The 23,622-nt window shown below is 57.9% G+C and carries 19 protein-coding genes; 4 read left to right on the top strand and 15 right to left on the bottom strand.

Annotated features, from left to right (window positions below; genetic code table 11):
- Positions 1–88 precede the first annotated feature (88 nt).
- The 14 genes from fliG to DQ397_RS07020 all read right to left on the bottom strand — a co-directional run bounded on the left by fliG (position 89) and on the right by DQ397_RS07020 (position 18,189).
- On the bottom strand, positions 89–1,108 hold the full coding sequence (fliG, locus tag DQ397_RS06955) for a flagellar motor switch protein FliG (protein WP_043212764.1): 1,020 nt from the start codon (positions 1,106–1,108) through the stop codon (positions 89–91).
- Entirely contained in the window at positions 1,101–2,879 is a 1,779-nt protein-coding gene (fliF, locus tag DQ397_RS06960) for a flagellar basal-body MS-ring/collar protein FliF (protein WP_043212760.1), read from the bottom strand. The genes fliG and fliF overlap by 8 nt, the downstream gene beginning before the upstream one ends.
- A gap of 14 nt (positions 2,880–2,893) precedes the next feature.
- Complete coding sequence (fliE, locus tag DQ397_RS06965) at positions 2,894–3,226, bottom strand: flagellar hook-basal body complex protein FliE (protein WP_043212757.1); 333 nt, start codon at positions 3,224–3,226, stop codon at positions 2,894–2,896.
- A gap of 105 nt (positions 3,227–3,331) precedes the next feature.
- On the bottom strand, positions 3,332–4,693 hold the full coding sequence (locus DQ397_RS06970; RefSeq protein WP_148921520.1) for a sigma-54 dependent transcriptional regulator: 1,362 nt from the start codon (positions 4,691–4,693) through the stop codon (positions 3,332–3,334).
- Positions 4,693–5,910 carry a PAS domain-containing sensor histidine kinase gene (locus DQ397_RS06975; protein ID WP_043210980.1) on the bottom strand — a complete coding sequence of 406 codons (1,218 nt, stop codon included), beginning with the start codon at positions 5,908–5,910 and terminating at the stop codon, positions 4,693–4,695. Before DQ397_RS06975 ends, DQ397_RS06970 begins: the two co-directional genes overlap by 1 nt.
- A 183-nt stretch (positions 5,911–6,093) precedes the next feature.
- Positions 6,094–7,569, bottom strand: coding sequence for a transcriptional regulator FleQ (gene fleQ, locus DQ397_RS06980; protein WP_043210875.1), 1,476 nt, complete (start codon positions 7,567–7,569; stop codon positions 6,094–6,096).
- A 168-nt stretch (positions 7,570–7,737) separates the two neighbouring features.
- Positions 7,738–8,034, bottom strand: a complete 297-nt coding sequence (locus tag DQ397_RS06985) for a flagellar protein FliT (protein WP_043210877.1) — start codon at positions 8,032–8,034, stop codon at positions 7,738–7,740.
- A gap of 16 nt (positions 8,035–8,050) precedes the next feature.
- Positions 8,051–8,446 (bottom strand): flagellar export chaperone FliS, encoded by a 396-nt coding sequence (gene fliS / locus DQ397_RS06990; RefSeq protein WP_043210879.1) that lies wholly within the window; start codon positions 8,444–8,446, stop codon positions 8,051–8,053.
- A 136-nt stretch (positions 8,447–8,582) separates the two neighbouring features.
- Positions 8,583–10,004: a flagellar filament capping protein FliD gene (fliD, locus tag DQ397_RS06995; RefSeq protein ID WP_043210881.1), complete on the bottom strand. Its 1,422-nt coding sequence runs from the start codon at positions 10,002–10,004 to the stop codon at positions 8,583–8,585.
- A gap of 76 nt (positions 10,005–10,080) precedes the next feature.
- Positions 10,081–10,437: a flagellar protein FlaG gene (locus tag DQ397_RS07000; protein WP_043210883.1), complete on the bottom strand. Its 357-nt coding sequence runs from the start codon at positions 10,435–10,437 to the stop codon at positions 10,081–10,083.
- A 69-nt stretch (positions 10,438–10,506) separates the two neighbouring features.
- Positions 10,507–11,358 (bottom strand): flagellin domain-containing protein, encoded by an 852-nt coding sequence (locus tag DQ397_RS07005; protein WP_043210886.1) that lies wholly within the window; start codon positions 11,356–11,358, stop codon positions 10,507–10,509.
- A gap of 345 nt (positions 11,359–11,703) precedes the next feature.
- A complete protein-coding gene (locus DQ397_RS07010) occupies positions 11,704–12,372 on the bottom strand; it encodes a class I SAM-dependent methyltransferase (RefSeq protein WP_043210983.1) in 669 nt (222 codons plus the stop codon).
- Positions 12,373–12,579: 207 nt separating this feature from the next.
- Positions 12,580–13,515 (bottom strand): ketoacyl-ACP synthase III, encoded by a 936-nt coding sequence (locus DQ397_RS07015; protein WP_148921521.1) that lies wholly within the window; start codon positions 13,513–13,515, stop codon positions 12,580–12,582.
- Between the two features lie 240 nt (positions 13,516–13,755).
- Entirely contained in the window at positions 13,756–18,189 is a 4,434-nt protein-coding gene (locus tag DQ397_RS07020; protein ID WP_052352456.1) for a glycosyltransferase, read from the bottom strand.
- Positions 18,190–18,872: 683 nt separating this feature from the next.
- Between DQ397_RS07020 and DQ397_RS07025 the strand changes: the two genes are divergently transcribed.
- The 4 genes from DQ397_RS07025 to DQ397_RS07040 are packed head-to-tail and all read left to right on the top strand — an operon-like array spanning position 18,873 to position 22,665.
- Entirely contained in the window at positions 18,873–19,559 is a 687-nt protein-coding gene (locus DQ397_RS07025; protein ID WP_043210888.1) for a class I SAM-dependent methyltransferase, read from the top strand.
- A 3-nt stretch (positions 19,560–19,562) separates the two neighbouring features.
- Complete coding sequence (locus tag DQ397_RS07030) at positions 19,563–20,762, top strand: aminotransferase class I/II-fold pyridoxal phosphate-dependent enzyme (RefSeq protein WP_043210890.1); 1,200 nt, start codon at positions 19,563–19,565, stop codon at positions 20,760–20,762.
- Positions 20,759–21,946, top strand: a complete 1,188-nt coding sequence (locus DQ397_RS07035) for a DegT/DnrJ/EryC1/StrS aminotransferase family protein (RefSeq protein ID WP_043210892.1) — start codon at positions 20,759–20,761, stop codon at positions 21,944–21,946. The genes DQ397_RS07030 and DQ397_RS07035 overlap by 4 nt, the downstream gene beginning before the upstream one ends.
- A gap of 2 nt (positions 21,947–21,948) precedes the next feature.
- A complete protein-coding gene (locus DQ397_RS07040; RefSeq protein WP_256664373.1) occupies positions 21,949–22,665 on the top strand; it encodes a WbqC family protein in 717 nt (238 codons plus the stop codon).
- 226 nt (positions 22,666–22,891) lie between these two features.
- Here the strand turns inward: DQ397_RS07040 and DQ397_RS07045 are convergent, their stop codons facing one another.
- A complete protein-coding gene (locus DQ397_RS07045) occupies positions 22,892–23,578 on the bottom strand; it encodes a glycosyltransferase (protein ID WP_043210895.1) in 687 nt (228 codons plus the stop codon).
- Positions 23,579–23,622 lie beyond the last annotated feature (44 nt).

Here is a 23,622-nt window from a genome sequence, read left to right on the forward strand (position 1 = left end):
CAAAACCTCATGGCTACGAGCTGCACGCTTGCAGCGACAAGAAAAGGCCATACGCTTTTCTTGCCGCTCCAAGCGTGCCACTTGCGGCTTAAATCATTTCTTCGGCGCCTTTGCCGCCAAGCACGATCTCGCCGGCCTCGGCCATACGCCGTGCGATGGTGAGGATTTCCTTCTGCGCCGTCTCCACGTCGCTGACCCGCACCGGCCCCTTGGCCTCCAGGTCGTCGCGCAGCAGTTCCGAGGCGCGCTTGGACATGTTGCGGAAGATCTTGTCCTTGACCTTCTCGTCAGCGCCCTTGAGCGAGACGACCAGCACGTCGGAGGACACCTCGCGCAGCAGCGCCTGGATGCCACGATCGTCGACGTCGGCCAGGTTGTTGAAGACGAACATCAAGTCTTCGATCTGCTCGGACAGGTCGCCGTCGATATCGCGGATCGCATCCATCAGCTGGCCTTCGACCGAACTGTCGAGGAAGTTCATGATGTCCGCGGCGCGCTTGATGCCGCCCAGGGTGGTGCGCGCGGCATTGGAGTTGCCGGAGAACTGCTTCTCGAGGATCTGGTTCAGCTCCTTGAGCGCCGCCGGTTGCACGGTATTGAGCGACGAGACGCGCAGGATGATGTCCAGGCGCACCTTGTGGTCGAAGTTACTCAGCACCTCACCGGCTTGGTCCGGGTCCAGGTAGGCCACTACGATGGCCTGGATCTGCGGGTGTTCGTAGCGGATGACATCGGCCACGGCACGCGGCTCCATCCACTTGAGGCTGTCCAGGCCACTGGTGTTGCCACCCAGCAGGATGCGGTCGATCAGGCCGTTGGCCTTGTCCTCGCCCAAGGCCTGGTTGAGCATCTTGCGGATATAGCCGTCGGAGCCCACGCCCAGGCTGGTCTGGTCGCCGACGATTTCGACGAACTCGCTCATCACCTGCTCGACCTGTTCGCGATGGACGTTGCCCATCTGCGCCATGGCCACACCGACCCGCTGCACTTCCTTGGGCCCCATGTGTCGCAGGACCTGGGCGGCGTCGGTCTCGCCCAGGGAGAGCAGCAGGATCGCCGCCTTGTCGACGCGGCTCAGCTTGGCGGTAACGGCTCGGTTGTCACTCATCGGCGTTGATCCACTCTTTCACGACCTGGGCCACGCGCCCCGGGTCTTCGGCCACCAGGCCTTTGATTGCGTTCAACTGTGCTTCATAGCCCTCGCTCGGGCTCGGCAACAGAATGCTTTGCGGGCCACCCAGGGTGACGCGGTCGTTGGCCAGTTCGCCATCCAGACCGATCATCCCGCCCAGCTCCATGTCGCTGTCGGTGGCGGCCTGCTTGCCGCCACCTGTGATGTTGTTGAGCACCGGACGCAGCACACCGAATACCAGCACCAGGATGAACACGACACCCAGCACCTGCTTGACGATGTCCCAGAACCAAGACTGCGAGTAGAACGGAATGTCCTCCAGCTCCGTGCCACGGTCAGCGGAGAACGGCACGTTGACCACGGTCACGCTGTCGCCACGGCTGGCGTCGAAGCCCACTGCGTCCTGCACCAGGCGAGTGAAGCGCGCCAGGTCCTCGGCACCCCATGGGGCACGGGTGGCTTCGCCGGTGGCGGCGTCGACCTTGACCTGGTCGTCCACTACCACGGCCACCGACAGGCGCGTCAGGCGGCCCTGCTGCTGACGGGTGTGGCTGATGGAGCGATCGAGCTCGAAGTTCTTGGTGGTCTGCTGACGCTTGTCAGCCGGGTAAGGCGCCAACATCGGCTGGCCAGTGGCCGGGTCCATGATCTGTTGGCCATTGGCGTCCACCAGTGGCTGGCCTGGCTGGATCGCACCGGCAGGCGGCGCCGAGGCGGTGGCATTTTCAGGCGCCGAGGCACCGGCCGGCGGCTGGTTGCTCAGGGCACCGGGCACGCCTTGCGGGGGCTGGCTGCTGGAGCGCTGCTCATTGACCGACTGTTCGCTGCGAAGCGCTGGCTGATCTGGGTTGAACTGCTCGGAGGTGGATTCGACCGCACTGAAGTCGACGTCGGCCGATACCTCGGCCTTGTAGCGGTCGTTGCCCAGCACCGGCTGCAGGATGTTGTGCACACGCTGGGTCAACAGGCCTTCCATGCGGCGGCTGTAGTCGAACTGCTTGCCGGCCATGGTCAAGGCGGTGTCCTGCAACTGCTCGGAGAGCAGGTTGCCCTTCTGGTCGACCACGGTCACCTGGGACTTGTCCAGTTCCGGCACGCTGGTGGCCACCAAGTTGACGATGGCCATGACCTGGCCGGCCTCCAGGGCGCGTCCCGGATACAGCTCGACCAGTACCGATGCGCTGGGCTTGCGCTCGTCGCGCACGAACACCGAGCTCTTGGGAATGGCCAGGTGGACACGGGCGGCCTTGACGTTGTTCAGGCTCGATACGGTACGCGCCAGTTCGCCTTCAAGGCCCCGACGGTAGCGGGTGGCCTCCATGAACTGGCTGGTACCCAGGCCCTGCTCTTTATCGAGAATCTCGAAGCCGATGTTGCCATCGCTTGGCGCGACACCGGCAGCAGCCAGCTTAAGGCGCGCGCGGGAGAGATCGTCGGCCTTGACCAGCAAGGCGCCGGAGTTGGGCTCCACGCGGTAGCCGATGTCCGCGGAGGCCAGGGTGTCCATGACCTGCTTGGCATCCAGGCCCGCCAGGCTGCCGTACAGCGGCCGGTAGTCCGGTTGCTGCGACCAAAGCACCACGGCGAAGCCGATCGCCACGCTCGCGGCCAGTCCGACCAGCAGGCCGACCTGACGCAGCATGGGCATCTGCGAAATGTTTTCCAGGAACGACATGCCGAACAGCGGCGGCTTGGGCGCTGGCGGACCACTCTTGGCGGGGGGATTGTCGACGACTGCTTCAGCCATGGCTCACTCTGTCCTCAAACCGGCATCTGCATGATGTCCTGGTACGCCTGGACCAGTTTGTTACGGACCTGGGTCAGGGCCTGGAACGACACGGAAGCCTTTTGCGAAGCAATCATGACGTCCGTCAGGTCAACACCGCTCTTGCCGATCTCGAAGGCGTTGGACAGCTGGGTCGAGGCCTGCTGTACCTCATTGACCTTGCCGATGGCCTGGCCGAGCATGTCGGCAAAGCTGCTCTGGCCAGGGGCCAGTTCAGGCGCGGCAGCGACCTTGGGCTGGGACATGGCTTCGGCCTGCATGGCCCGCATGTCCAGCATCAGACGATTGAATTCAACACCTTGGGTCATGGACTTCTTCTCTCCGGCGGCCGCATTTTTTTGACGCTCATGCAGCGAATGGGCTGGAACTAGCAACAAGAGTGCCAGCCCTGCATGCGACCTTTAAAACTGGTTTCAGCCGTACAGGCTGGCTTCGACGTCGAACCCCGCATCACGCATCTGCGCAAGCTTGTAGCGCAGTGTCCGCGGGCTGATACCCAAGCGCTCGGCGGCTTCCTTGCGGCGGCCACGCTCGGCGCGCAGGGTGTCGATGATCATCTGGAACTCATGGCGACGCATGTCATCGCCCAGCCCCCCGGATTCGGCAGGTACCTCGCTCACGGCCACCGCAGGTACCGACAAGGCAATGGCACCGGCCAGACAGAAATCCGCCGCCTCGATCACCCCACCCTGCTGCAGGATCAAGGCGCGCTGCAAAGCGTTGTCCAGCTCGCGCACATTACCCGGCCACGGATGCCCTTGCAGACAGGCGCGCGCTTCGGCGGACAGCCGTACCGGAGCGTGCTTCATCTTGGCTACATGGCGCGCCAGCAGGCGCTCGGCCAGCGGCAGAATGTCGGCGCTGCGCTCGCGCAGCGGGCGCCAGGCGAGCGGGAACACCGACAGGCGATAGTAGAGGTCCTCACGGAAGCGCCCGGCGGCGACCTCCTCGGCCAAGTCTCGGTTGGTGGTCGCCAGCACGCGGATGTCCAGGGCGATCGGCTTGCGCCCACCCACCCGCTCCACCTCACGCTCCTGCAGCACGCGCAGAAGCTTGGCCTGCAAGCCCAGGGGCATTTCGGAAATCTCATCGAGCAACAAAGTGCCGCCATCGGCCTGCTCGAACTTGCCGGCCTGGGCGGCAATGGCCCCCGTGAAGGCGCCTTTCTCATGGCCGAACAACGTGGCTTCGAGCATGTTGTCGGGAATGGCTGCGCAATTGATCGCCACGAAGGGCTGCGCCGCGCGCGGCGATTGCTGATGGATATAGCGCGCCAGCACTTCCTTGCCGGTCCCGGACTCGCCGGAAATCAGCACGGTCGAATCACTGCGCGCCACGCGCGCGGCCAGCTCCAGCAATTGCCGGCTGGCAGGCTCACAGGCGACCGGGCCCTCTTCATCGGCACCGCCCACGCGCCCGGCGGCATGACGCTCCACCAGGCTCAGCAGCGCCTTGGGCTCGAACGGCTTGACCAGGTAATCGACAGCGCCCTGGCGCATGGCCTGCACGGCACGCTCCACCGCGGCGTGGGCAGTCATCAGCAACACCGGCAATTGAGGATGCTGGGTACGCAGCTGAGCCAGCAACTGGTGCCCATCCATGCCCGGCATGTTCACATCGCTGACCACCAGGCTGAAGGACTCGCCAGCCACTGCCTCGAGCGCCTCCTCGCCGCTGCCCACCGCACGGTAGACGAAACCGCCGATTTCCAGGGTATCGCCCAAGGCCTGGCGTAGCACACGATCGTCCTCGACCAGCAACACCTTGATCGTCATCACGCCTCCCCCATCGCCGGCCCGCCGATCAACGGCAGCACCACGTCCACACACGTTCCTCGGCCGACCTTCGAGCGCAGCCGCAGACTACCCTGGTGCGCCCGCACGACAGCCTTGACCACCGCCAACCCCAAGCCGGTGCCGGTGGACTTGGTAGTCAGGAAGGGCTCGCCCAAGCGCGCTAGCAGCTCGGCCTCGATGCCACAGCCGGCATCGCTGATGCACAAGTGCAGGGCCTGATCGCGCCGGTACAGGTGCACCTTCAGGCGCGCCGGCCCGGTGCTGGCTTGCAAGGCGTTTTCGATCAGATTGAGCAAGGCGCCCACCAAGGTGTCGCGATTGCACAGCAGCTCACCGAGATGGCTGTCGCATTGCCAGCGCACGCTATGGCCTTGGACATGGGTTTGGGCTGCCTGCTGCAACGCCTGGAACAAAGCCTTGGGGCTCATGCGGTCGCCCAGCGGCAGCTCGCCGCGAGCGAACACCAGCATGTCACGGACCTGATGCTCCAGCTCGTGCAGGCGCTCCTTGAGGCTGCCGGCGAAGCGCTGGCGGGTTTCTTTGGGCAATTCTTTTTCTGCGTCGGCCAAATGGCCGGCATAGAGCATCGCCGCCGACAATGGCGTGCGGATCTGATGGGCGAGTGAAGCGACCATGCGCCCCAGCGACGACAACCGTTCATGGCGGGCCAGTTGATCTTGCAGGCGGCGGGTTTCGGTCAGGTCGTTGAGCAGCACCAGTTGCCCGGGCTCGGCATCGAGCGAGCGCGTGGCGATGGACAGCCGCCGGCCGTCACGCAACGAGATTTCATGGCCGTCATCCTTGCGCGGGGCGAAGCTGCGGGCGATCACTTGGCGCCAGAGCTCACCGACCAACGGCTCGCCCAGCAACTCGCATGCCGCCGGGTTGGCCTCGCGCACATACCCCTGATCGTCGATGACGATCACCCCGCCGGGCAGCAGGTCGAGCAGGTTCTGCAAACGATTGGCCAGGCGCTCTTTTTCATCCAGCTCGGCCATGCGCTGAGCACTGACCACGGCCAGTTCACCCTTGAGCTGGCTGACCCGAGCTTCGAGCAGGCTGTAGGACTCACTGAGCTGATCAGAAACCTGATTGAACAGGGCGAACGCCTGCTCCAGGCCCTGACGGCTTTCCTGCTCGACCGAGGTGCGGCCGTGCGCGTCGGGGGTTCGGGAGATGTGGGCGACCTGGGGCATCATGCTCTCTCGCGTGGCTGACCGTCATAAAAACGGTGTGTTGCCAGCGGTGTAGCAATAGCCGTGCCGGGTATAAGGAAATGCCGCGACCTTCATCGCAAGGCGGCGTTGCACCACCCGGCTGCAGAGGGCTTGCCGGCGCGAAGGCTGCAAAGCAGCCCCGCTTGTAGAAAGCAGAAGGCGTCAACCTTCTGCCTGATCGTCACCTTCTCGACGGCTCATGCCGTACTTGCGCATCTTTTCCACCAGCGTGGTGCGGCGGATACGCAAGCGCTCGGCGGCTCGCGCGACGATACCGTTGGCGTCGTCCAATGCCTGCTGGATCAGGCCCTGCTCGAGGTTGCCCAGATAATCCTTCAGGTCCAACCCTTCTGGCGGGAGCATGGTGCTGCCGGAGAAGCTTGGCGCGTGACCGTTGATCGCCGCACGTTCTTCCAGATCGCTGCGCAGGCTGTCGACCATCTGCTCGTCTTCGTCATCGACGTAACGGAATTTCTTTGGCAACTCGGAAACCCCGATCACCCCGTACGGATGCATGATCGCCATGCGCTCGACCAGATTGGCCAGCTCACGGACGTTCCCCGGCCAACCGTGACGGCACAGGGACATGATCGATGCTGAGTTGAAACGGATCGAGCCGCGCTTCTCGTGCTCCATGCGCGAGATCAGCTCGTTCATCAACAGCGGAATATCCTCGACTCGCTCACGCAGCGGCGCCATTTCGATGGGGAAGACATTCAAGCGGTAGTACAGGTCTTCGCGGAAGGTCCCTTCCTCGATCATGGTCTCGAGGTTCTTGTGGGTCGCGGCAATGATGCGTACGTCAATGCTCTGGGTCTTGTTGCTACCGACCCGCTCGAAGGTGCGCTCTTGCAGCACACGCAGCAGCTTGACCTGCATCGGCAGCGGCATGTCGCCGATCTCGTCGAGGAACAAGGTCCCGCCGTTGGCCAGCTCGAAACGCCCGGCGCGGCTGGTGATGGCCCCGGTGAAGGCGCCCTTCTCATGCCCGAACAACTCGCTCTCGAGCAATTCGGCCGGAATCGCCCCGCAGTTGACCGGCACGAACGGCGCTTCGCGGCGTTTGGAGTGGTAGTGCAGGTTGCGCGCCACCACCTCCTTGCCAGTGCCGGACTCACCGAGAATCAGCACGCTGGCATCGGTATCGGCCACTTGCTGCATCATCTGGCGCACATGCTGGATGGCACGGCTGGTGCCGACCAGGCTGCGGAACAGATTGGGTTCGCGCTGGCGGCCGCGCTCGCGGGCCTGGTCGTACATTTCACGATAGACCTGGGCACGGTGCAGCGAATCGAGCAACTGGCTGTAGCTCGGCGGCATTTCGAGATTGAACAGAACGCGACGGCGTAGGTCTTCCGGGAAGTCCGCAGAAGAAATTTCACCTAAAAGCAGAACCGGAAGGAACTCATCCCATGCAGCCACTGTCTTAAGCAGCCCAAGGACACCCGCCGGAGCATTCACGGTCCCGATCAGTACGCACAGCACATCGCGACTCGACGACAAAGAAGCAACCGCCTGCTGCCAATCATGGCTGGAGCAGGAGAGGTTTTCTTCGCCTAGAAAATTCAGGACCACCGCCAGATCGCGGCGGCGTTCGCTGTCGTCATCGATCAGGAGGATCTTGGTTTCACGCCACATGCGTTAGCAACTTCCCTAGTCATTTCGACGCCCGCAGGCGTGCTCGACATCATTCCGACTGAATGATCAGTGCTCGGACGTCTGATTTTGCGAAAACAGTCACTAGTTAAGTCAAAAAAACGCACACAGTCAAATTAATGGCGCGCGATTTTTTGCACCCCTCCAGCGTCAACTGAAGAGATGGTATACCTTTGCGGCATTTTTCGCCTGACGAATCTGCGTCATCTCGTCGACTATCGATTGACGTTCGCCACTTGCAATATCAATAAGTTGCCGATAAACGCCAAGCAACTGCTCTAGGCTGCCCTTTACCGCATCTTCGTTGAGCGAGGCCTCAGCCAGCACGTCGTCGACGCAAATTCGGCACTCCAGGTCGAGCTCGCCGATCGCATCCCAATCACGACTATCCAATGCCGCCAGCAGCGCCTCACGGGTCTGCTCGATACGCTCGATCACCTCGCTCATTGCAACCTCTCCCGAATCAGTCTGCCGGCTGCTGATCGCCGATCGCGTCCCAGCCTTCCTTGACCGTGATGAGCAGACGCGCCACCTCATCAATGATCGCCGGATCGTTCTTGACGTTGGCTTCGACCAGGCGACGGCTCATGTAGCTGTACAGGTTGTCCAGATCGGTGAGGCTGTCGGCATGGTTTTCAAGGTCCAAACCTTCGCGCAACCCGCCGATGATGTCGATGGCCTTGCCGATCAGAATGCCGCGCTGAGGGACGTCGTTGCGCGCCATGGCGCCCTTGGCCTGGGCAAGACGATCGAGACCACCCTGCATGAGCATTTGTACCAGACGGTGCGGACTGGCCACGGAGGTCTGCGCCACACCATTGACTTTCTGGTATTGCCGGAGGGCCAACATCGGGTTCATGGATCTACCTCGTTGCAGCGAAAAAGGTTGCGTATACCTGTGTATCGTCGCGGCGTCAAAGAACTTTAGCTATAAAGCCAAAAGCCCGGGGCATCCTGCAGACGCCGCCGGGCTTTTTAGTGTCCGCCTGAAAGGATCAGGACTTCTTGGCCTGGGCGTTGATCGCTTCGAAGATCGAGGTGATCTGGTCGGCCTGGGCTTTCATCTTGCCCAAGGCGGTGTCCAGGGCGACGAATTTCTTGGTCAGGGACTCGGTCAAGGACTCAGTACGACGATCCAATGCAGCCTGCTGGTCGCTGAGATTCTTGGCAGCCTGGTCGAGGTTAGATTTTCGAGTTGCCAAGCTACCGTCCGTAGCGTTGTATGGGTCGATTGCCTTGTTCATCCGCTCGAAAATGCCATTGGTGCCAGTGAACAGCTCCTGCACTTCCGGACCGAGCTTCTTTTCATCCATTGCAGCGGTGAATTTGACGCTATTGAACTCGAGCGTACCATCTCTCTGGGTGTTGACCCCCAATTGACCCAAGGTGGTGAGCTTGTCGCCCGCCCCCACTTCGGCTAATACCTTACGCATATCCGCAAGCAAGGAGCGCGTGGTTGGGTCGTTGGTTAGCGGACCAAGCGACTTTACCGTGCCATCGGAATTCTTGGTCGGCGACGTCAGGTCGGAAATCGCCTTTTGCAAGGTGTTATAGGCATCGACAAAGCTCTGGACCGACTTCTTCAAACCATCGTTATCGGCCGCGACCGTCAGCTTGGTTGGCGTGGAATTACCAGCGCCATCCTTAGCACTGACACCCGTAAGCTCCAAGGTCAGACCGCTGACAACCCCTTCAACTTTGTTCGACGCGCTCTTCACGCTCAAACCGTCGATGGTCAGCTCCGCATCCTGCGCCTTGGCTGAGATGAAGCCTGCACCGGCGCCCGACATTTGTGTGCTGCCATCGATAACGAGCTCGGGAATACCGGAAACGGAAATATCGGTGTTCGCGCCGGTGGTGGTAGAGCTCAGTACCAACCTGGAACCACCGGTCTCGTTGATGATGTTGGCGGTAATGCCGCTCGCGCCCAGCTCTTTGTTGATCTGATCACGAACGCTTTGCAACGTGGCCCCGCTGGCGATGTCGAGATTGTAGGTCTTGCTATTACCCTGACTTATGACCATCTGACCGGCTGTGATGGGCGTACTGGCACCGCCCGCCTGCCGCGCACTGGCAACCTTCGAGCCAGTCGCAAGCTGATTCACTACGATATCGTAACTACCGGCCACCGCGTTATTGCTCGACGCAATCTTGACCACCGACTCGTTCGCCGATTTGGCAGAGTAGGCGTTGAAGGAGGGAGCATTGCTGTCATTGAGCTTCTTCATGGCGTCCTGGAACGCCGTGAGCGCACTGCGCAGCGAGCCAATACCCGAGATCATCGCGCTGTTGTTGCTAGTCTGCCGGGCGATCTGCGCTTGCTTGGCGGCAGTATCAGCGCCCACTAGCGCCTTGACCATCGCTCCAATATCGAGACCAGAACCCAAACCTACGCTGGATGTAATTGGGCTTGCCATGCTGTTGTCCCTCTCATCAACGCGTCAATCCTACTCCGCAGGACCAACATGATTCACATCATTTGCTCGCCGCCGGTCAAACCTTGGCGTCGAACAGAACACTTTTGACATCGCTCAGACTATGGGCGATTCGCAGGGCCTCTTCCGAGGGAATCTGACGGATCAGCTCACCACTGTCGCTGGCAATGACCTTGACCACGATTTTGCCCGATTCCTCGTCAGTAGAGAATTCCAGGTTACGTCGGGTTTCTTTCAAGAACTTTTCGATTTCCGCGACGGCACTTTTCACATCGTCAACGCCCTGCACTTTGACCGGGTCGTCCTTTTTAACGCCATCGAATACGTCTGTCGACCGAACCACCTGTTTTTCGGAAACCTGCTCGGCTTGGTGCGTAGCCTGATAGGACAGGTTCAGCTTGACGCTCATGTCCATCTTAACCACCTCACAATGAAAAGGCGGGGAAGCGCCTATGCACCCCCCCGCCGACAACTGTCAGGCAGATTAGCCCAGCAGCTTCAGAACTGCCGACGGCAGCTGGTTGGCCTGAGCCAGAACCGAAGTCGACGCTTGCTGCAGGGTCTGCTGCTTGGTCAGCTGGGCAGTTTCAGCAGCGAAGTCGGTGTCCTGTACGCGGCCACGAGCAGCTTCGGCGTTCTCGTTGATGTTCTGCAGGTTGTTGATGGTGCTGGTCAGACGGTTCTGAGCGGCACCCAGATCGGCACGGGTGGTACCAATGGTCTGCAGAGCGCTATCGATAGCCGACATGGCGGAAGCGAAGTTGGTTTCGGCAGTCGAGCTATCTGCACCAGCGATGGTCTTGCCAGCCAGAGCCGACAGGCCACCAGTGGTGCTCATGGAAGAGCTCAGGGTAATGGTGATCTGGTTGTTGCTGTTAGCTTCGGAGCCAACCTGGAAGACCATCGAGCCACCGGTACCGTCCAGCAGGTTCTTGCCGTTCAGCTGGGTGCTGTTGGCGATACGGTCGATTTCTTCCAGCATCTTCTGGAACTCGCCGTTCAGTGCGTCACGGTTGGTGGAGCTGTTGGAGTCGTTACGCGACTGCAGGGCCAGTTCACGCATACGCTGCAGGATGTTGGTCTGCTCTTGCATCGCGCCTTCAGCGGTTTGGGCGATGGAGATACCGTCGTTGGCGTTCTTGATAGCCATGGTCTGACCGCGGATCTGCGAGGTCATTTTGGTCGCGATCTGCAGGCCAGCAGCGTCGTCTTTGGCGCTGTTGATTTTCAGGCCGGAGGACAGACGGCTCATCGAGGTGGCCAGCGCGTCGGAAGCACGATTCAGGTTCTTCTGAACGCCCAGGGAGGTAGTGTTGGTATTTACAGTCAAAGCCATGACGAATTCCTCGTTGGTTGGGTACTACGGCTTCCGGCCTTGGCATTCGCCCGGGGGTGGCACAGAGAACCTTCGTAATAGTTATCGTCGTCAGGGCTCGTTGCTTTAGCTTTTTTTCGAAAAAATTGCTGGCACCCTGCCAGCCCAATGAAATCAATAACTTGACGTCAATATACGGGCGCGAAGCATCACCTTCGCGCCTCCATCCGTCAGCCAGAAGACGGTTTACCCTCTGCCAAGCTCCGAACAAGACTGACGCCCCCCTTGCATTGAGCAGGACCTTGGCCCTACCCATGCAGCATCAAGGGCTGCCCTTCAGATCGAGTAGCTCAAATACCATTGCACTCAGAGGCGTTGCAGCACGTAGCTATTCTCATAGCCCGGTATCGAGCCGAGTATGTTGAACCCTTTGAAATAGCCGCCTGCCCTGAGCAAATCGACCGCCGGACCGACTTCAGGAGAGCTACGAAAATCACGATAGTCATCGAATACGACAAACCCGCCAGGAACCACGCTCGGTGCGTACAGCAGGAAATCCAACAGCACATTGCGACCAGCGTGCCCACCATCGATATGTAGCAGAGCTACGCGGGGCGACAGTGCATGAAAACGCTCCGCGCATAACTCCGAGTAGCCTCTCAAAATGCAGGCATTCGGTAGCAACAAATCCTTGTAGTGAGAAAACTCCTGGAACTGATTGGGCAGCTCGAACGGGTCGATTCCGATAATACGACGCGAGCGATTGAAGACTTCATTCATCAGCACCAAGGATTTGCCTTTCCAGACACCAATCTCGACCACATCACCAGGCACGTCCTCGAGCATCAGGGCTAAATAACCCAGAAGGCGAACCTGATCATGGAAGGAAAGCTCGCGGCGCTGCATGGCGCTTTCTGGCGGCAGAGTTGCTTGGGCCTGCTCAAAGTGGTGACCTATCAGCTCCCACACTTGAGCCATGCTCTGGTTCAGTTCGGGCGAACTGATGAATTCCTTAATTTCCTGAAGCGTAGTCATCTCAACCCTGCTCATAATTTGGAGGCCAACTGGCACCTGCCCTGGCGGGCAAGCAGATCAATGCATGAAGCTGCACAACACAATACTGTATAGAGAGGACATACGGCCCCTCAAGCTGTAATAGCCTCGTGCCACATCGCGATCAACGATAGAAATTAAAACGCCGCCCAGAAAATGGCGGCGCTCTTTACTACAATGCGAAAATGCTTAGTCACGACGCTCGATTATCGCTGATCCCCAGGACAGCCCCACACCAAAGCCACTAAGGGCAACCCGCCTGCACCGTGAGCCGAGCACGTGCTTCTCCAGCAGCAACGGAATGCTAGACGACACCGTATTACCTGTTTCGACCATGTCCTTGACGAACTTCGCCCGGTACTCGCCCTCCTCGAAACGCAAGGAGACAGCATCCACGATCGCCGCGCTTCCTTGGTGCAGGCAGTACAGGTCGATATCATCGGCGTGCAACTGACTTGCCTCAAGCAACTGCTTCAAGTGTGCAGGCACTTTGACCAAAGCAAAGTTGTAAACCTGCCGGCCATTCATGAAGAACTTGCCGCCGGTGGTACGCAGGTGTTCGGCGCCCGCTCCATCACTTCCAAACAGCGACCTTCCCAACTGCCATTCGGCGTCCTCCCCCATCCACGTGGCCGTGGCGGCATCGCCAAACAACATCGTGGTGTTGCGATCCTCTGGATCGACGATCTTCGAATAGGGGTCGGCGGTGATCAGTAGGCCGTTTTTCAGGCCTGCGGCCTCCATGAAGCCCTTCATCGCGTACAACCCGTATACATAGCCCGAGCACCCCAACGAAACATCGAAAGCCGCGACATGCGTCGACAAGCCTAACTTGTGTTGGACGATAGCGGCCGTGTGGGGCAGGCCTTCGGCATCACCGTTCTGGGTTACAACGATTACTGCGTCGATGGAAGCCGGGTCCAACGAGGGATTAATCGCGAACAACGCCTTGGCCGCTTCGACGCACAGGTCGGAGGTTTCCTGGCCGGCCTCCTTTCGCGGCAAAAAAGTCGAGCCGATCTTACCGAAGATAAAATCTTGATCCTTACCGAATTTCGCACCTTGGGCGTAGTTGTCAACGCCTTCGACAGGTACGTAACTGGCGATGCTTTTGATGCCAATCATTGTGGCTTCCCGATGGAAATGGCGAAAAATCGCGGGCACAGGGGCCGAAGCCACACGCCTTGCACGTCACACCGATGTGGCTGCCCGCTAACTCAATAGATTAGAGATGCACGTTTCGACTGCCAAGTCACTGTTGCGACAAATACGCGCCCTCACTTGCAACAATGGCCCGTAGCCACTTCCAAGGAAAGGGCACGGACCATGCTGCAAAGCCTCATCGCAGTGACTTCGCGGGCCACATCAGCCCGGCAGCCAAGCCTCGCGCCAGCGCTGCAGGTGTTCACCACCAAGCATCCAGTCGCGCTTCACGCGTGCCCGCAATTCATCACCCATACGAGCAGTAGCATCCAAATCGCTCAGGTGCATGCGAATCGCTCCCAGCCAATCCTCGAAGTTATTTCGTACCCTGGTAACAGGCAGATCGCCCCCATAGCATGCCAAGTCGCTGCAAACCACCGGAAAACCGCAGGCCCCATACTCCAACAACCGCAGATTGCTCTTGCATTCATTGACCAGGGTCTGTTCCCTGGGCGCCAGAGCCAAGTCGAGGTCAAGTCGCGCAAGCGTAGTCGCATAGTCATCGATCGCGACGATCGCGTGACACTCATTAATGTAGGGTCGCAATACATCCGGACACATGCCGAAGTAAACCCATTCCACCTCGCCGCTCAGCGACTTGACGATCTCGATCATCAATTGTGGGTCACTGTCATGGCCGCGACCTCCAACCCAACCAACCCGCGGTCTGGCAGAACGGCGGCGACGACTCGCAAGATCAGCCCACAAGCGAGGATCAAGCCGGTTGTGCACCACTCGGATGTTATGGTGCAACCCCGTTAATGTCTCTGCCAGTGCTTCGGTAGAAACCACGAGGCGATCTGAATAGGCCAATGCCGACCGACCGTCATTACCCTGCGACAAACTCAGGAGACGCTCATCCATGTCGTACACCTTGAACGCTCGAGAGAATGCCTGCATACGGCGCATCCGCTCGAGTTGCACCTCATTGATTTGAGGCTGCAACACGATGCTGTCCGGCGCAAAACGCTCCAGCTCAGTCAGCGACAATTGCGTATGGATCAACGTGCCATCGATCAGCCCTTCGCTGTTGAGCTGCTCCAACGGCTGGATAATCCGATACTTCTCACTTCCCTGCTGATCCGCTGCATAGGCTAGTACCGTTGGGACGGGCTGCCACGACGATAGCGGTCGCCAACTCAGCTCGCTTTGGCCGAAGCTGAACTCATCGCCAGCGCCCAACGAAAGGTTAGGGTTGTATGACGGATCACGCGCCAGCAACGGCAGCCAGCGGGCATACAGGGCATCGGCTTGCTCAGCAGTGACAGCTGGTTCGGAAGCTTCGTTGATCAGCAGCGAGGCCCTCGGGGTCCATACATTGAGGTAACCCGCACTGTGCAGGCGCAGGCACAGGTCGACATCGGTCCATGGTGCCAGCTCCGGGCTTTCATCGAAGCCTCCTGCATCAAGGAACACCGAGGCCTTTGTCATCAGGCACTTGCCACTTATCGCAGCATGGTTCTGGTCAACCAGCAGACGGTGCAGGTAGCCTGCAGCCCCCATGGGTTGGCCCGTGAAGACCTGTCCGACCGTTCCATTGAGTCCCAAGACCAAACCGCCCTGACGTACGGTGCAATCACCCGCAAGCAGCTTGGCGCCCACCGCACCGACTTCCTGGCGGCAAGCATGGTTAACAAGTTGCAGCAACCAGTCGGGCTCCAGCACCGCAACGCCTGAATCCAACCAGAGCAGCAACTCGCCACGCGCTTGCCGCGCGGCCTGGTTGCGCACTTGCGCTTGCGACCACTGGGCAGGGAACCGCACCACGCGCAGAGACTCCGAGCCCAATTGCTCAAGACCTTCCAACCAGGCTTGAAGGGCCGGGTCATCGTCGCACTGGTCCAGCAACAACACCTCGTAGGCACGATAAGCCGTCTTCTCCAGAATGGTTTCCAAGCAGCGATGAGCCCGGGCCAACCCGCCCTGAGTCGACACCAGAATACTCACAAGCGCACCATCAGCTACACCATAGTCGAGCTCATAGTGGCCCGGCAGACGGCTTTCGACAGTCGCATCCTTGAATCCGCGGGCTTGCAGATGGCGATGAATAGCATGACGCTCATCCTCGCAATCACGCAGGACCGTGGGCGCTCGAATCAACAAGGGCTCACTGATGTGCCCCAAACCCTCAAAGCCTTTGTCTTCGATCATGCGCAGAATGAAATCCAATTCGAACGCTCGCCCTGCCTCACTGCGGAACCCCCCTAACGACAACCAGGCCTCACGATTAAATAACCAGTGGCTGGCCATCGTACTGGGCAAGCTGAGCAACATGTCCAGGTTCAAATCCGGGCGTAGTACCGGTTCCTGAGGCTTACCCTGCGAACCAACGACCTCATCTCCATAAACCGCACGCAAGCCCTGCGCGCCGAGCAAATCAAGTGCGGCGATCAGCAGACCACTGGCAGTGAATACGGTCCCCGCCTCCACCAGCATGAACCAGTCGAAACCACCTTCGCGCACCGCCTGCTCAATTCCCGGCAATGGATTTGTCCCCTCGATACGCACGTAGCGCAGCGCATTTTGAGAGACGCTCGCCCCAGGCAACACATACGGTGTCAACGCAACGACATTGAGGCCGGAATAGAGGTTGCACTCTTGGCTTAAGCTTTGCAGCGTTGACATCAGCCGGTCGGCACGCCCCTCACAGTCCAACACCAAAACCCCGAAGGTAGGCGCCGCCTGGGTCGAAAGGCGCTCGGCAATCAAACGTTGCTGTGCCTCGCTGGGGATTCGTTTCGCGAGCCATTGAGAAACACTCGTTGAAGTCGGCAACAACTGAACATTGCGCAACGCGGCTTTGATCTGCTCCGCGATAGGCCGGACATTCCCTCCAAGCTCCGCAATTTTTTCAGCGCAGACCGTACGGAAAACTTTCTCTCTCAGCACCTCGTATGCCGCGCGAATTTCATCGCTGTCCTTTTCGCACAGGCGGGCTTTCAATTCATTGAGCCGAAGGTAGTCATTGTCGACAGGCCTGTTAAGCGCTGCCAGTTTCAGAGGATCGTAGGCCAGTACCCGCCACTGCGATTCAGTGGCCAGTATCAAGGACACCAATCGCTCCATCACGAAAACCTTGCACTCGTAACCCTTCTCACCACGGTGCAGGGTGGCTTCGTTCAGCGCAGCGCCGTAGGGTGTTGGGCGCACTCCCGAGCGGGCCTGTTCCGCAGCATGGAAGATCGTTTCCGCTTTACTGAACCAGTGCCGCCAAAAGCGCGGTTTGGCAATAAAGAAGTTGCAGAACTGCGAACGACGGGCATCCATGACCAAGGTTTCAAGATTTACGCCTGGGCTCAACTGGCGCGCCATCTCCACAAATACGGGCCAAATGTTGGGGTGGCACGCAAACCCTTGAATGAACGTGTTTTCATAGAATGCGAGTTCGTCGAAAAACATCGGAAACAGCAACACATCGACATCGTCTGGTGCCGATTTTACAAACTCGAGCACCTGCCCTGAGTCGAGGCCAGTTTTTTGTTTGAAGCGAGGGGAAAGCACCCCATAGAACGCGTTCTCGTCCAGATCCTTATTCAACAATAGATTGCGAATTGGCCAATATTCCGCCCAGTCAGGCCGCTGACCACAGTTATCAAGCGGCGTGAAGCCCGGCTCCAGCATGGCGCGGGTCTCCGGGGAATAGAAGATCTGGTGAATGCGGGCGCCTCCCGCCGCTTTCGTAACCGCCTGAGTCATGAGCGCGTGCTGCTGCTCATACGCAAGCCGTGCGCCCTCCTCCCTGAACCGCTGGCGAAGCGGGAATAATTGCCACTCGTCCGGACTCCCCCCCAAAGGGCGATAACGCACCTGACCGTTCGGTTGCGGATGGTACAACCCCATTTCACGGATTTGCGAGGTGAATACGTGTATGTACTGGCGATACAGATCTTGTATATCGGACTGCTGTTGGCGCTGCTCGTCATGCCGGCGGAAGCAGGACAGAGGCTCGCACAAATACGCCAGGTGGCCATGTCGCAGAATATTGACATACATGGCAAGGTCGTTGATGGCACGGACCGTATGGCCATTGAGACAGGCAATGTGGGGTTTGATGTCGGCCAGATGCTCACGGCGGAACAGGACCGTACTGGGCTCGCCAATGAAGTTGATCGGCTCGTCGACCAGGTAAGCCGCTAGATCCGCCCCTTGAATCACGGCATCTTCGGCAAAAGGGCTGCAGGTGGCGAGGATATCCGCAGTCGGCACCCCAAGGGTATCGATCAATACACGTCGACTGGTGACTAGGCTGATGTCGGGGTTGGTTTGGAATACATCGACCATGCGCTCAATACAGTCAACCATCAAAATGTCGTCGTCATTCAAAATCTTGACGAACTCGCCACGGGCCTCGACCACGCACTGGGTGTAGTTCATCAACCCGCCCAACCCTGGGCGGTTGCGAATCACCCGGATTTCATGACGACCTCGAGACACATGCCGCCGCAGAATCTGCTGGACTGCATCGCTAGGACAATCATCACTGATCAAGATTTCCAGGCGCTCATAGCTCTGCGCCATCGCACTGAGCAAGGCGGCCTCGAAATGCCGTGGCTTGTAAGACGGAATAGCAATCGTAACCAGCGGGGTGAGACTCACGTGCTGCGCTCCCAATCAGAACGCGACTGCCGAGAAACTGTGCAGCCGCGTTCGTGTAAAACGTTGGCGTTAGGCTAGAAAGGCCACAAACCCATGATCATTCACCGAGTAAGCGATTTCATCTCGAATGAGCAGGTCCAAAGTGGCTTCCCATGAATTCAATACGAATTTGTCTTGGAATAACGTGCAGGGGCATCCTCAAGATCATGCCGTTGATGGCAGCCGCCAAAAAAGGTCCGGTGCTGTTCGATAAACCGCCGCCTGCGCGTCACTCTTCCTTTCCAGCAGCAAAAAACCGGCCAGAAAACCTCGACCCCTAGGTTTTCTGGCCGGTTTTTTGCTCGAGCCTCGTAATCATGCTTGAAGTGTCAAAAAACCAGCCATCGGCTAATGACTTCTGACATCTCGGCGAATCAGGCGAGGCTCACTTGATTACAGCGAAACCCGACATCGCGTCACCCGTCGCCATCCAGCTCTCGGTCCGACGCGGCAGCCATATGCTGGCGCAGGCCGAGGGCCTTCTGGCGCCGAGCAATGCGTTAGCGTCAGAAGGCCATGCTGAAGCTACAAGCGAATGCTTTCGTCATGACCAACATACCCGTCTAAGCGTCCAGTGTGATCCGGACCGCGCCGATTTTAGCGATCGGTGGCCATTGCCAGGACATAAACTATAAGGGAACACAATGGATTCTATTTATAAGAAGTTTCCATCCAATATGGCACCTGGCGATTTCTGGCGCCAAATCAAGCGCACAGTTAATGGCGAGCCTGTCTCGGACGAACAAATCTCCATGATTGTCTCGACCATCCGCGACACATTGCAGCTCGCTCCGGATGACCAATTATTGGATTTGGCATGTGGTAACGGTGCGCTATCACAGTACTTCTTCGACGATTGTCACAGTTTCTTGGGCGTGGACATATCCGAGATCCTAATAGACGTGGCCAAGCGTTACTTTGAACAACCAAATCGCAAATTCGTACTTAAGGATGTTGGGGAATATATTGTATCCGAGCCCTGTCCTCAGCGATTTACCAAAGTATTGTGCTATGGCAGTTTCTCCTACTTCCCCGAGCTTACTGCGCGCCAAGTTCTGACTCGTTTGAACCGAGAATTCGTCAACGTAGATCGTGTTTTTATCGGCAACCTCCCGGATTTGGAGCTGCATGAAGCGTTCTATACAGATGGCAAGTCTCATGATCACGAGCTGAAGATGGCTGACTCTTTGATTGGCATATGGCGAAGCCCTTCCGAGTTCGAGGCCTTAGCTGAAGATTGTGGCTGGCGATGCTCAATTCAACGGATGCCCCGTGAATTTTATGCTGGGCACTATCGGTATGATGTACTACTGGCTCGTGACAGGGCATGACAATTGAAAAAAGTTAAGCACACCCCCGCGGACTTGGCCCTGTTCGGAGCAAGCCCTCTGTTTGATACTCCACGTTCGACCTCCAGCTTGGTTGCTCCAGACTTTGATCGTTTTCTAAGGTACTCTCGGATCTTCTATGAGGCGCAGCAATACACTAACAACGGTCCAGTCGTGCAGATGCTTGAGCAGCGATTGGCGGACTTCCACCAAACCCGGTATTGCATCACGTTCTGCAGTGGATTCTGGGCGCTGGTTTTGACCATTCGCGCACTGGCAATGCCTGGACGAAAAGAATTGCTCATGCCCTCGTTGACCTACCGCCGTATGGCCGATGTAGCAGCGTGGGCAGGATTGACACCCCGCTTTTGCGATGTTGAAACCGATACGTTGGCCATCAGTGCGCGGATGGCACGCCCACATGTCAACGACGACACGGCGCTTATACTTGGGGTACACCCGATCGTAAACTGCTGTGATGTGATATCGCTTGAACAACTTTCCCTAGAGACTGGAGTGCCACTGTTCATCGATGCTGTCGAGTCTGTCTATGAAACCTTCAATGGCAGGAAAGTGGGCAGCTTCGGCGTGGCAGAGTGTTTCTCTTTGCATGCCAGTAAACTGCTGAATGGTTTTGAAGGAGGCTACGTCACCACCAACAACGCCGAGTTGGCGCAACGATTACTGGCCATGCGTGGTTTCGGATTCTATACCCCAGACAATGTCGTCGAGCTTGGCATGAACGCCAAACTCAATGAGGTGCATGCCGCCATGGCCCTAGCAGGGCTTGACGAATTGGACCAAGAGGTAGCGGATAATTGCCAGCGCTATAGGATCTATCAACGAGAACTGGAAGGACTTGCCGGGGTTCGTATGGTGGCCTTCGAGGAGACCGAACGCTGCGGATTCAAAAATATCTTAATCGAACTGCTTGATGACTGGCCTCTACCGCGTGAGTTGACCCTACGTTTACTCAATGCCGAACAGATACTGGCCAGAGCCTATTACTCCCCTCCACTGCACATGAAATCTTACGGTTATCCTGTTTTGGCAGGCCCCTTGCCACAGACTGAATACCTCGCGGAGCGCTACCTACTGCTCCCGTGCGGCCATTTCGTAAATGAAGATGACATTGTCAAAGTGTGTCGTTTAATGCGCTTTGTCGCTGAGCAAGCCGAGCCTATTCAAGAGATGCTGACTGTATGAATAACCACAAGCTTGCCATGCTGGGCGGTCAGCCCGCTTTTACGAAGCCTCTGCCTGTGGGCCAACTCTACTTCCCGGACTGGGACGATTATGTAGAAGCCATGCGCGGGATTTTTCAACGCCAGTACTACACAAATCAGGGTCCACTAGTACAGCAGCTGGAAGCTGAGCTACAGCAGCGTCTGGGTGTTCGTCATGTCATCTGCGTGGCTAATGCCACCATCGGCTTGATGATGGCAGCCGACGCACTGGCGCTAAAGGGAAAGGTCATTACGCCTGCCTATACCTTTATTGCAACAGCGCAGTCGCTGACGTGGTCTGGCGTGGAGCCGCTGTTCTGTGATGTCGATCCTCTCACCCACCAGATTGATCCGACTCACGTCGAGCGCTTGATCAATGATGAGGACGTCAGTGCGGTTCTGGCTGTCAATCTGTGGGGGGATGTGTGTGATCAGCAGGCTCTACTTGAGCTTTGTGAACGGCGAAGCATTGGCTTGTACTTTGATTCAGCTCATGCTTTTGGCTGCGAGGTTCAAGGGGTGCCAGTGGGAGGGACGGGCGAACTCGAGGTCTTCTCCTTCCATGCCACAAAAGTATTCAGTGCCGCAGAGGGCGGCTGCCTTTGTACCAACAATGACGAACTCGCGGCACGCTTGCGCAACATTCGTAGCAGCTATGGCGCTGGGCATCCAGTGCCGGTCAGTCGTACAGCCAATGGACGTATGTCAGAAGCCCAGGCCGCCATCGCCTTGTTGAGCCTGAATAAATTTCCGCAGATACTCCAGCGCAACCAGCAACTGTTTGAAGTCTATAGAACTGGTTTGTCTGATGTGCCGGGCATCCATTTGCTGCAACCTGAACGGGTCAGTCGAACCAATTACCAATATGTGGTTTGCGAGGTGGAGGCTACTATCTTTGGCTTGACGCGAGATGAACTGCAGAGAGTGTTGCACGCCGAGAATGTGCTGGCCAGACGGTACTTCTCACCAGGTGTGCACCATTGCCCTCCCTACAAGAATGCGGAGATACAACCGGACTTACCGGTAACCGATGCTCTGTGCCAGCGAACCCTGCAACTGCCTATCGGACAGACCCTCGATGTGTACGGCGCAGAGCGCATCGTTGATGTGATTTGCCAAGCCCATCACCAGGCGCAGAAACTGGCCGAAATTTTGAGGAGGTGAGTATGAGACTGGGAATCATGCAACCTTATTTTTTTCCTTATCTAGGGCATTTTGCGCTGATTGCCCATACCGACCAGTGGATAGTGTTCGATGTCACACAGTACACACCGCGCTCATGGATGAATCGTAACCGGGTACTGCATCCACAAAATGGCTGGAACTACATCAGCGCTCCCTTGATAACCTCGTCGACCACGCTGCTGACTCATGAAGTGCACGTCAACGATCTCACGGCTACCCAGCGTAGTGTATCGGGAAAACTCAGTCACTATCGTCGCAGGGCGCCCTATTACGAAACGGTTATGGATCTTGTTTCGCAGGCATTTGCACGTGCCAAAGATAATTCATTAGTGCAACTCAATATCGCAGGGCTAGCCTCAGTGTGCGAATATCTCGGGCTGCCCTTTAACTATCGAGTATGCTCGGAGCTGGGATTAGACTTACATTCAGTCAGCAAGCCGGGCGGGTGGGCGCCAGAAATCTGTCGACAGCTGGGCGCCGGGGCCTATCTCAATCCCGTCAATGGACGTGCACTATTTGATACTCAGGATTTTGCCCAGCTGGATATCCAGCTAGAATTCATGCAATTTTCTAACGTCCAATATGACACCAGTCCTTATGTCTTCGAGCCAGGTCTGTCGATTCTGGATGTCATGATGTGGAATGCGCCTGAGCGGATCGTGCAGCTACTCAACAGCCACGCCCAGATCACGCAATAAAATGTCTTTTTGCCACGCGCTTGCTCGACGCAGCGACTTGTCATCAACTCGTCAACCAACGTCAGGTTCAAGGTTGTCCAGCCCCAGCATCTGTCTGAAATGTATCCGCACTCGACCCTACTGCTGCGTTGAAACCGACCCGGTATGTCATGCACTTCAGTACGCTGGGCTTCCTAGCTCCGTTTCACTCCTATTTAGCGTTCGCGCGAATACATTTCATAAAGCTCTAGACTTCGCAATATTTAAGCCGATAACGATAAAGATTTTCACGCCAGGCTGGCGAACCGAATGCACCACCACTTTCATGAACCACGCTCAGCGGCCAAGTCCCCATGCTCAGACCGTTGCGTTCGGCCTGCCGACAAAAGTCCATGTCGTAGAAGTGGAACGGGAACTGCTCGTCAAAACGCACGCCGGCTTGCTGCAGACGATCGCTGTCTGCGGCCAGGAATAACCCATCGAGCAACTTGCACGGCTGCGGCGCGGGCCCGAAATTCGAGATCGCACAAGGGAAACCCTTGCCATGCCCTACTCGACCCGTGAGGTTGCTGCGCTCGTCCCAGGTGAAACGATCATCAACGAACAACCAGGCCACTTGCCCCGGAACGCGCCGAACGTTGCCAGCCAGACCAATGACATCAAAGGTGGCCAGCCCTTCGCGCAAGCGATCAGGCCAGAAGAAGTCGCACAGGTAGACATCATCATGCACGAACACGAGAATGGCCGGATTATCCCGGACTTCCTCAATGGCTTGGTTATAAATCGTTGAAAGCCCCTGGGTATTTTCGGCAAACAAACGGATCTCGACAGGGCAACTGTCATAATTGGACACAAGCGAGCGGCCCAGCGCGCTCTGCGTTGCAAAATCCTGCTTGGAAAGACGGGTGCCGCAAACGATTCGAATAGGTTTCATATAGGCACTCTAACTGCCGGGTTAATTGAATGATCTAGGCCTCA

It is taken from the genome of Pseudomonas sp. CK-NBRI-02 (assembly GCF_008124495.1).
GTDB classification, from domain to species: domain Bacteria; phylum Pseudomonadota; class Gammaproteobacteria; order Pseudomonadales; family Pseudomonadaceae; genus Aquipseudomonas; species Aquipseudomonas guariconensis.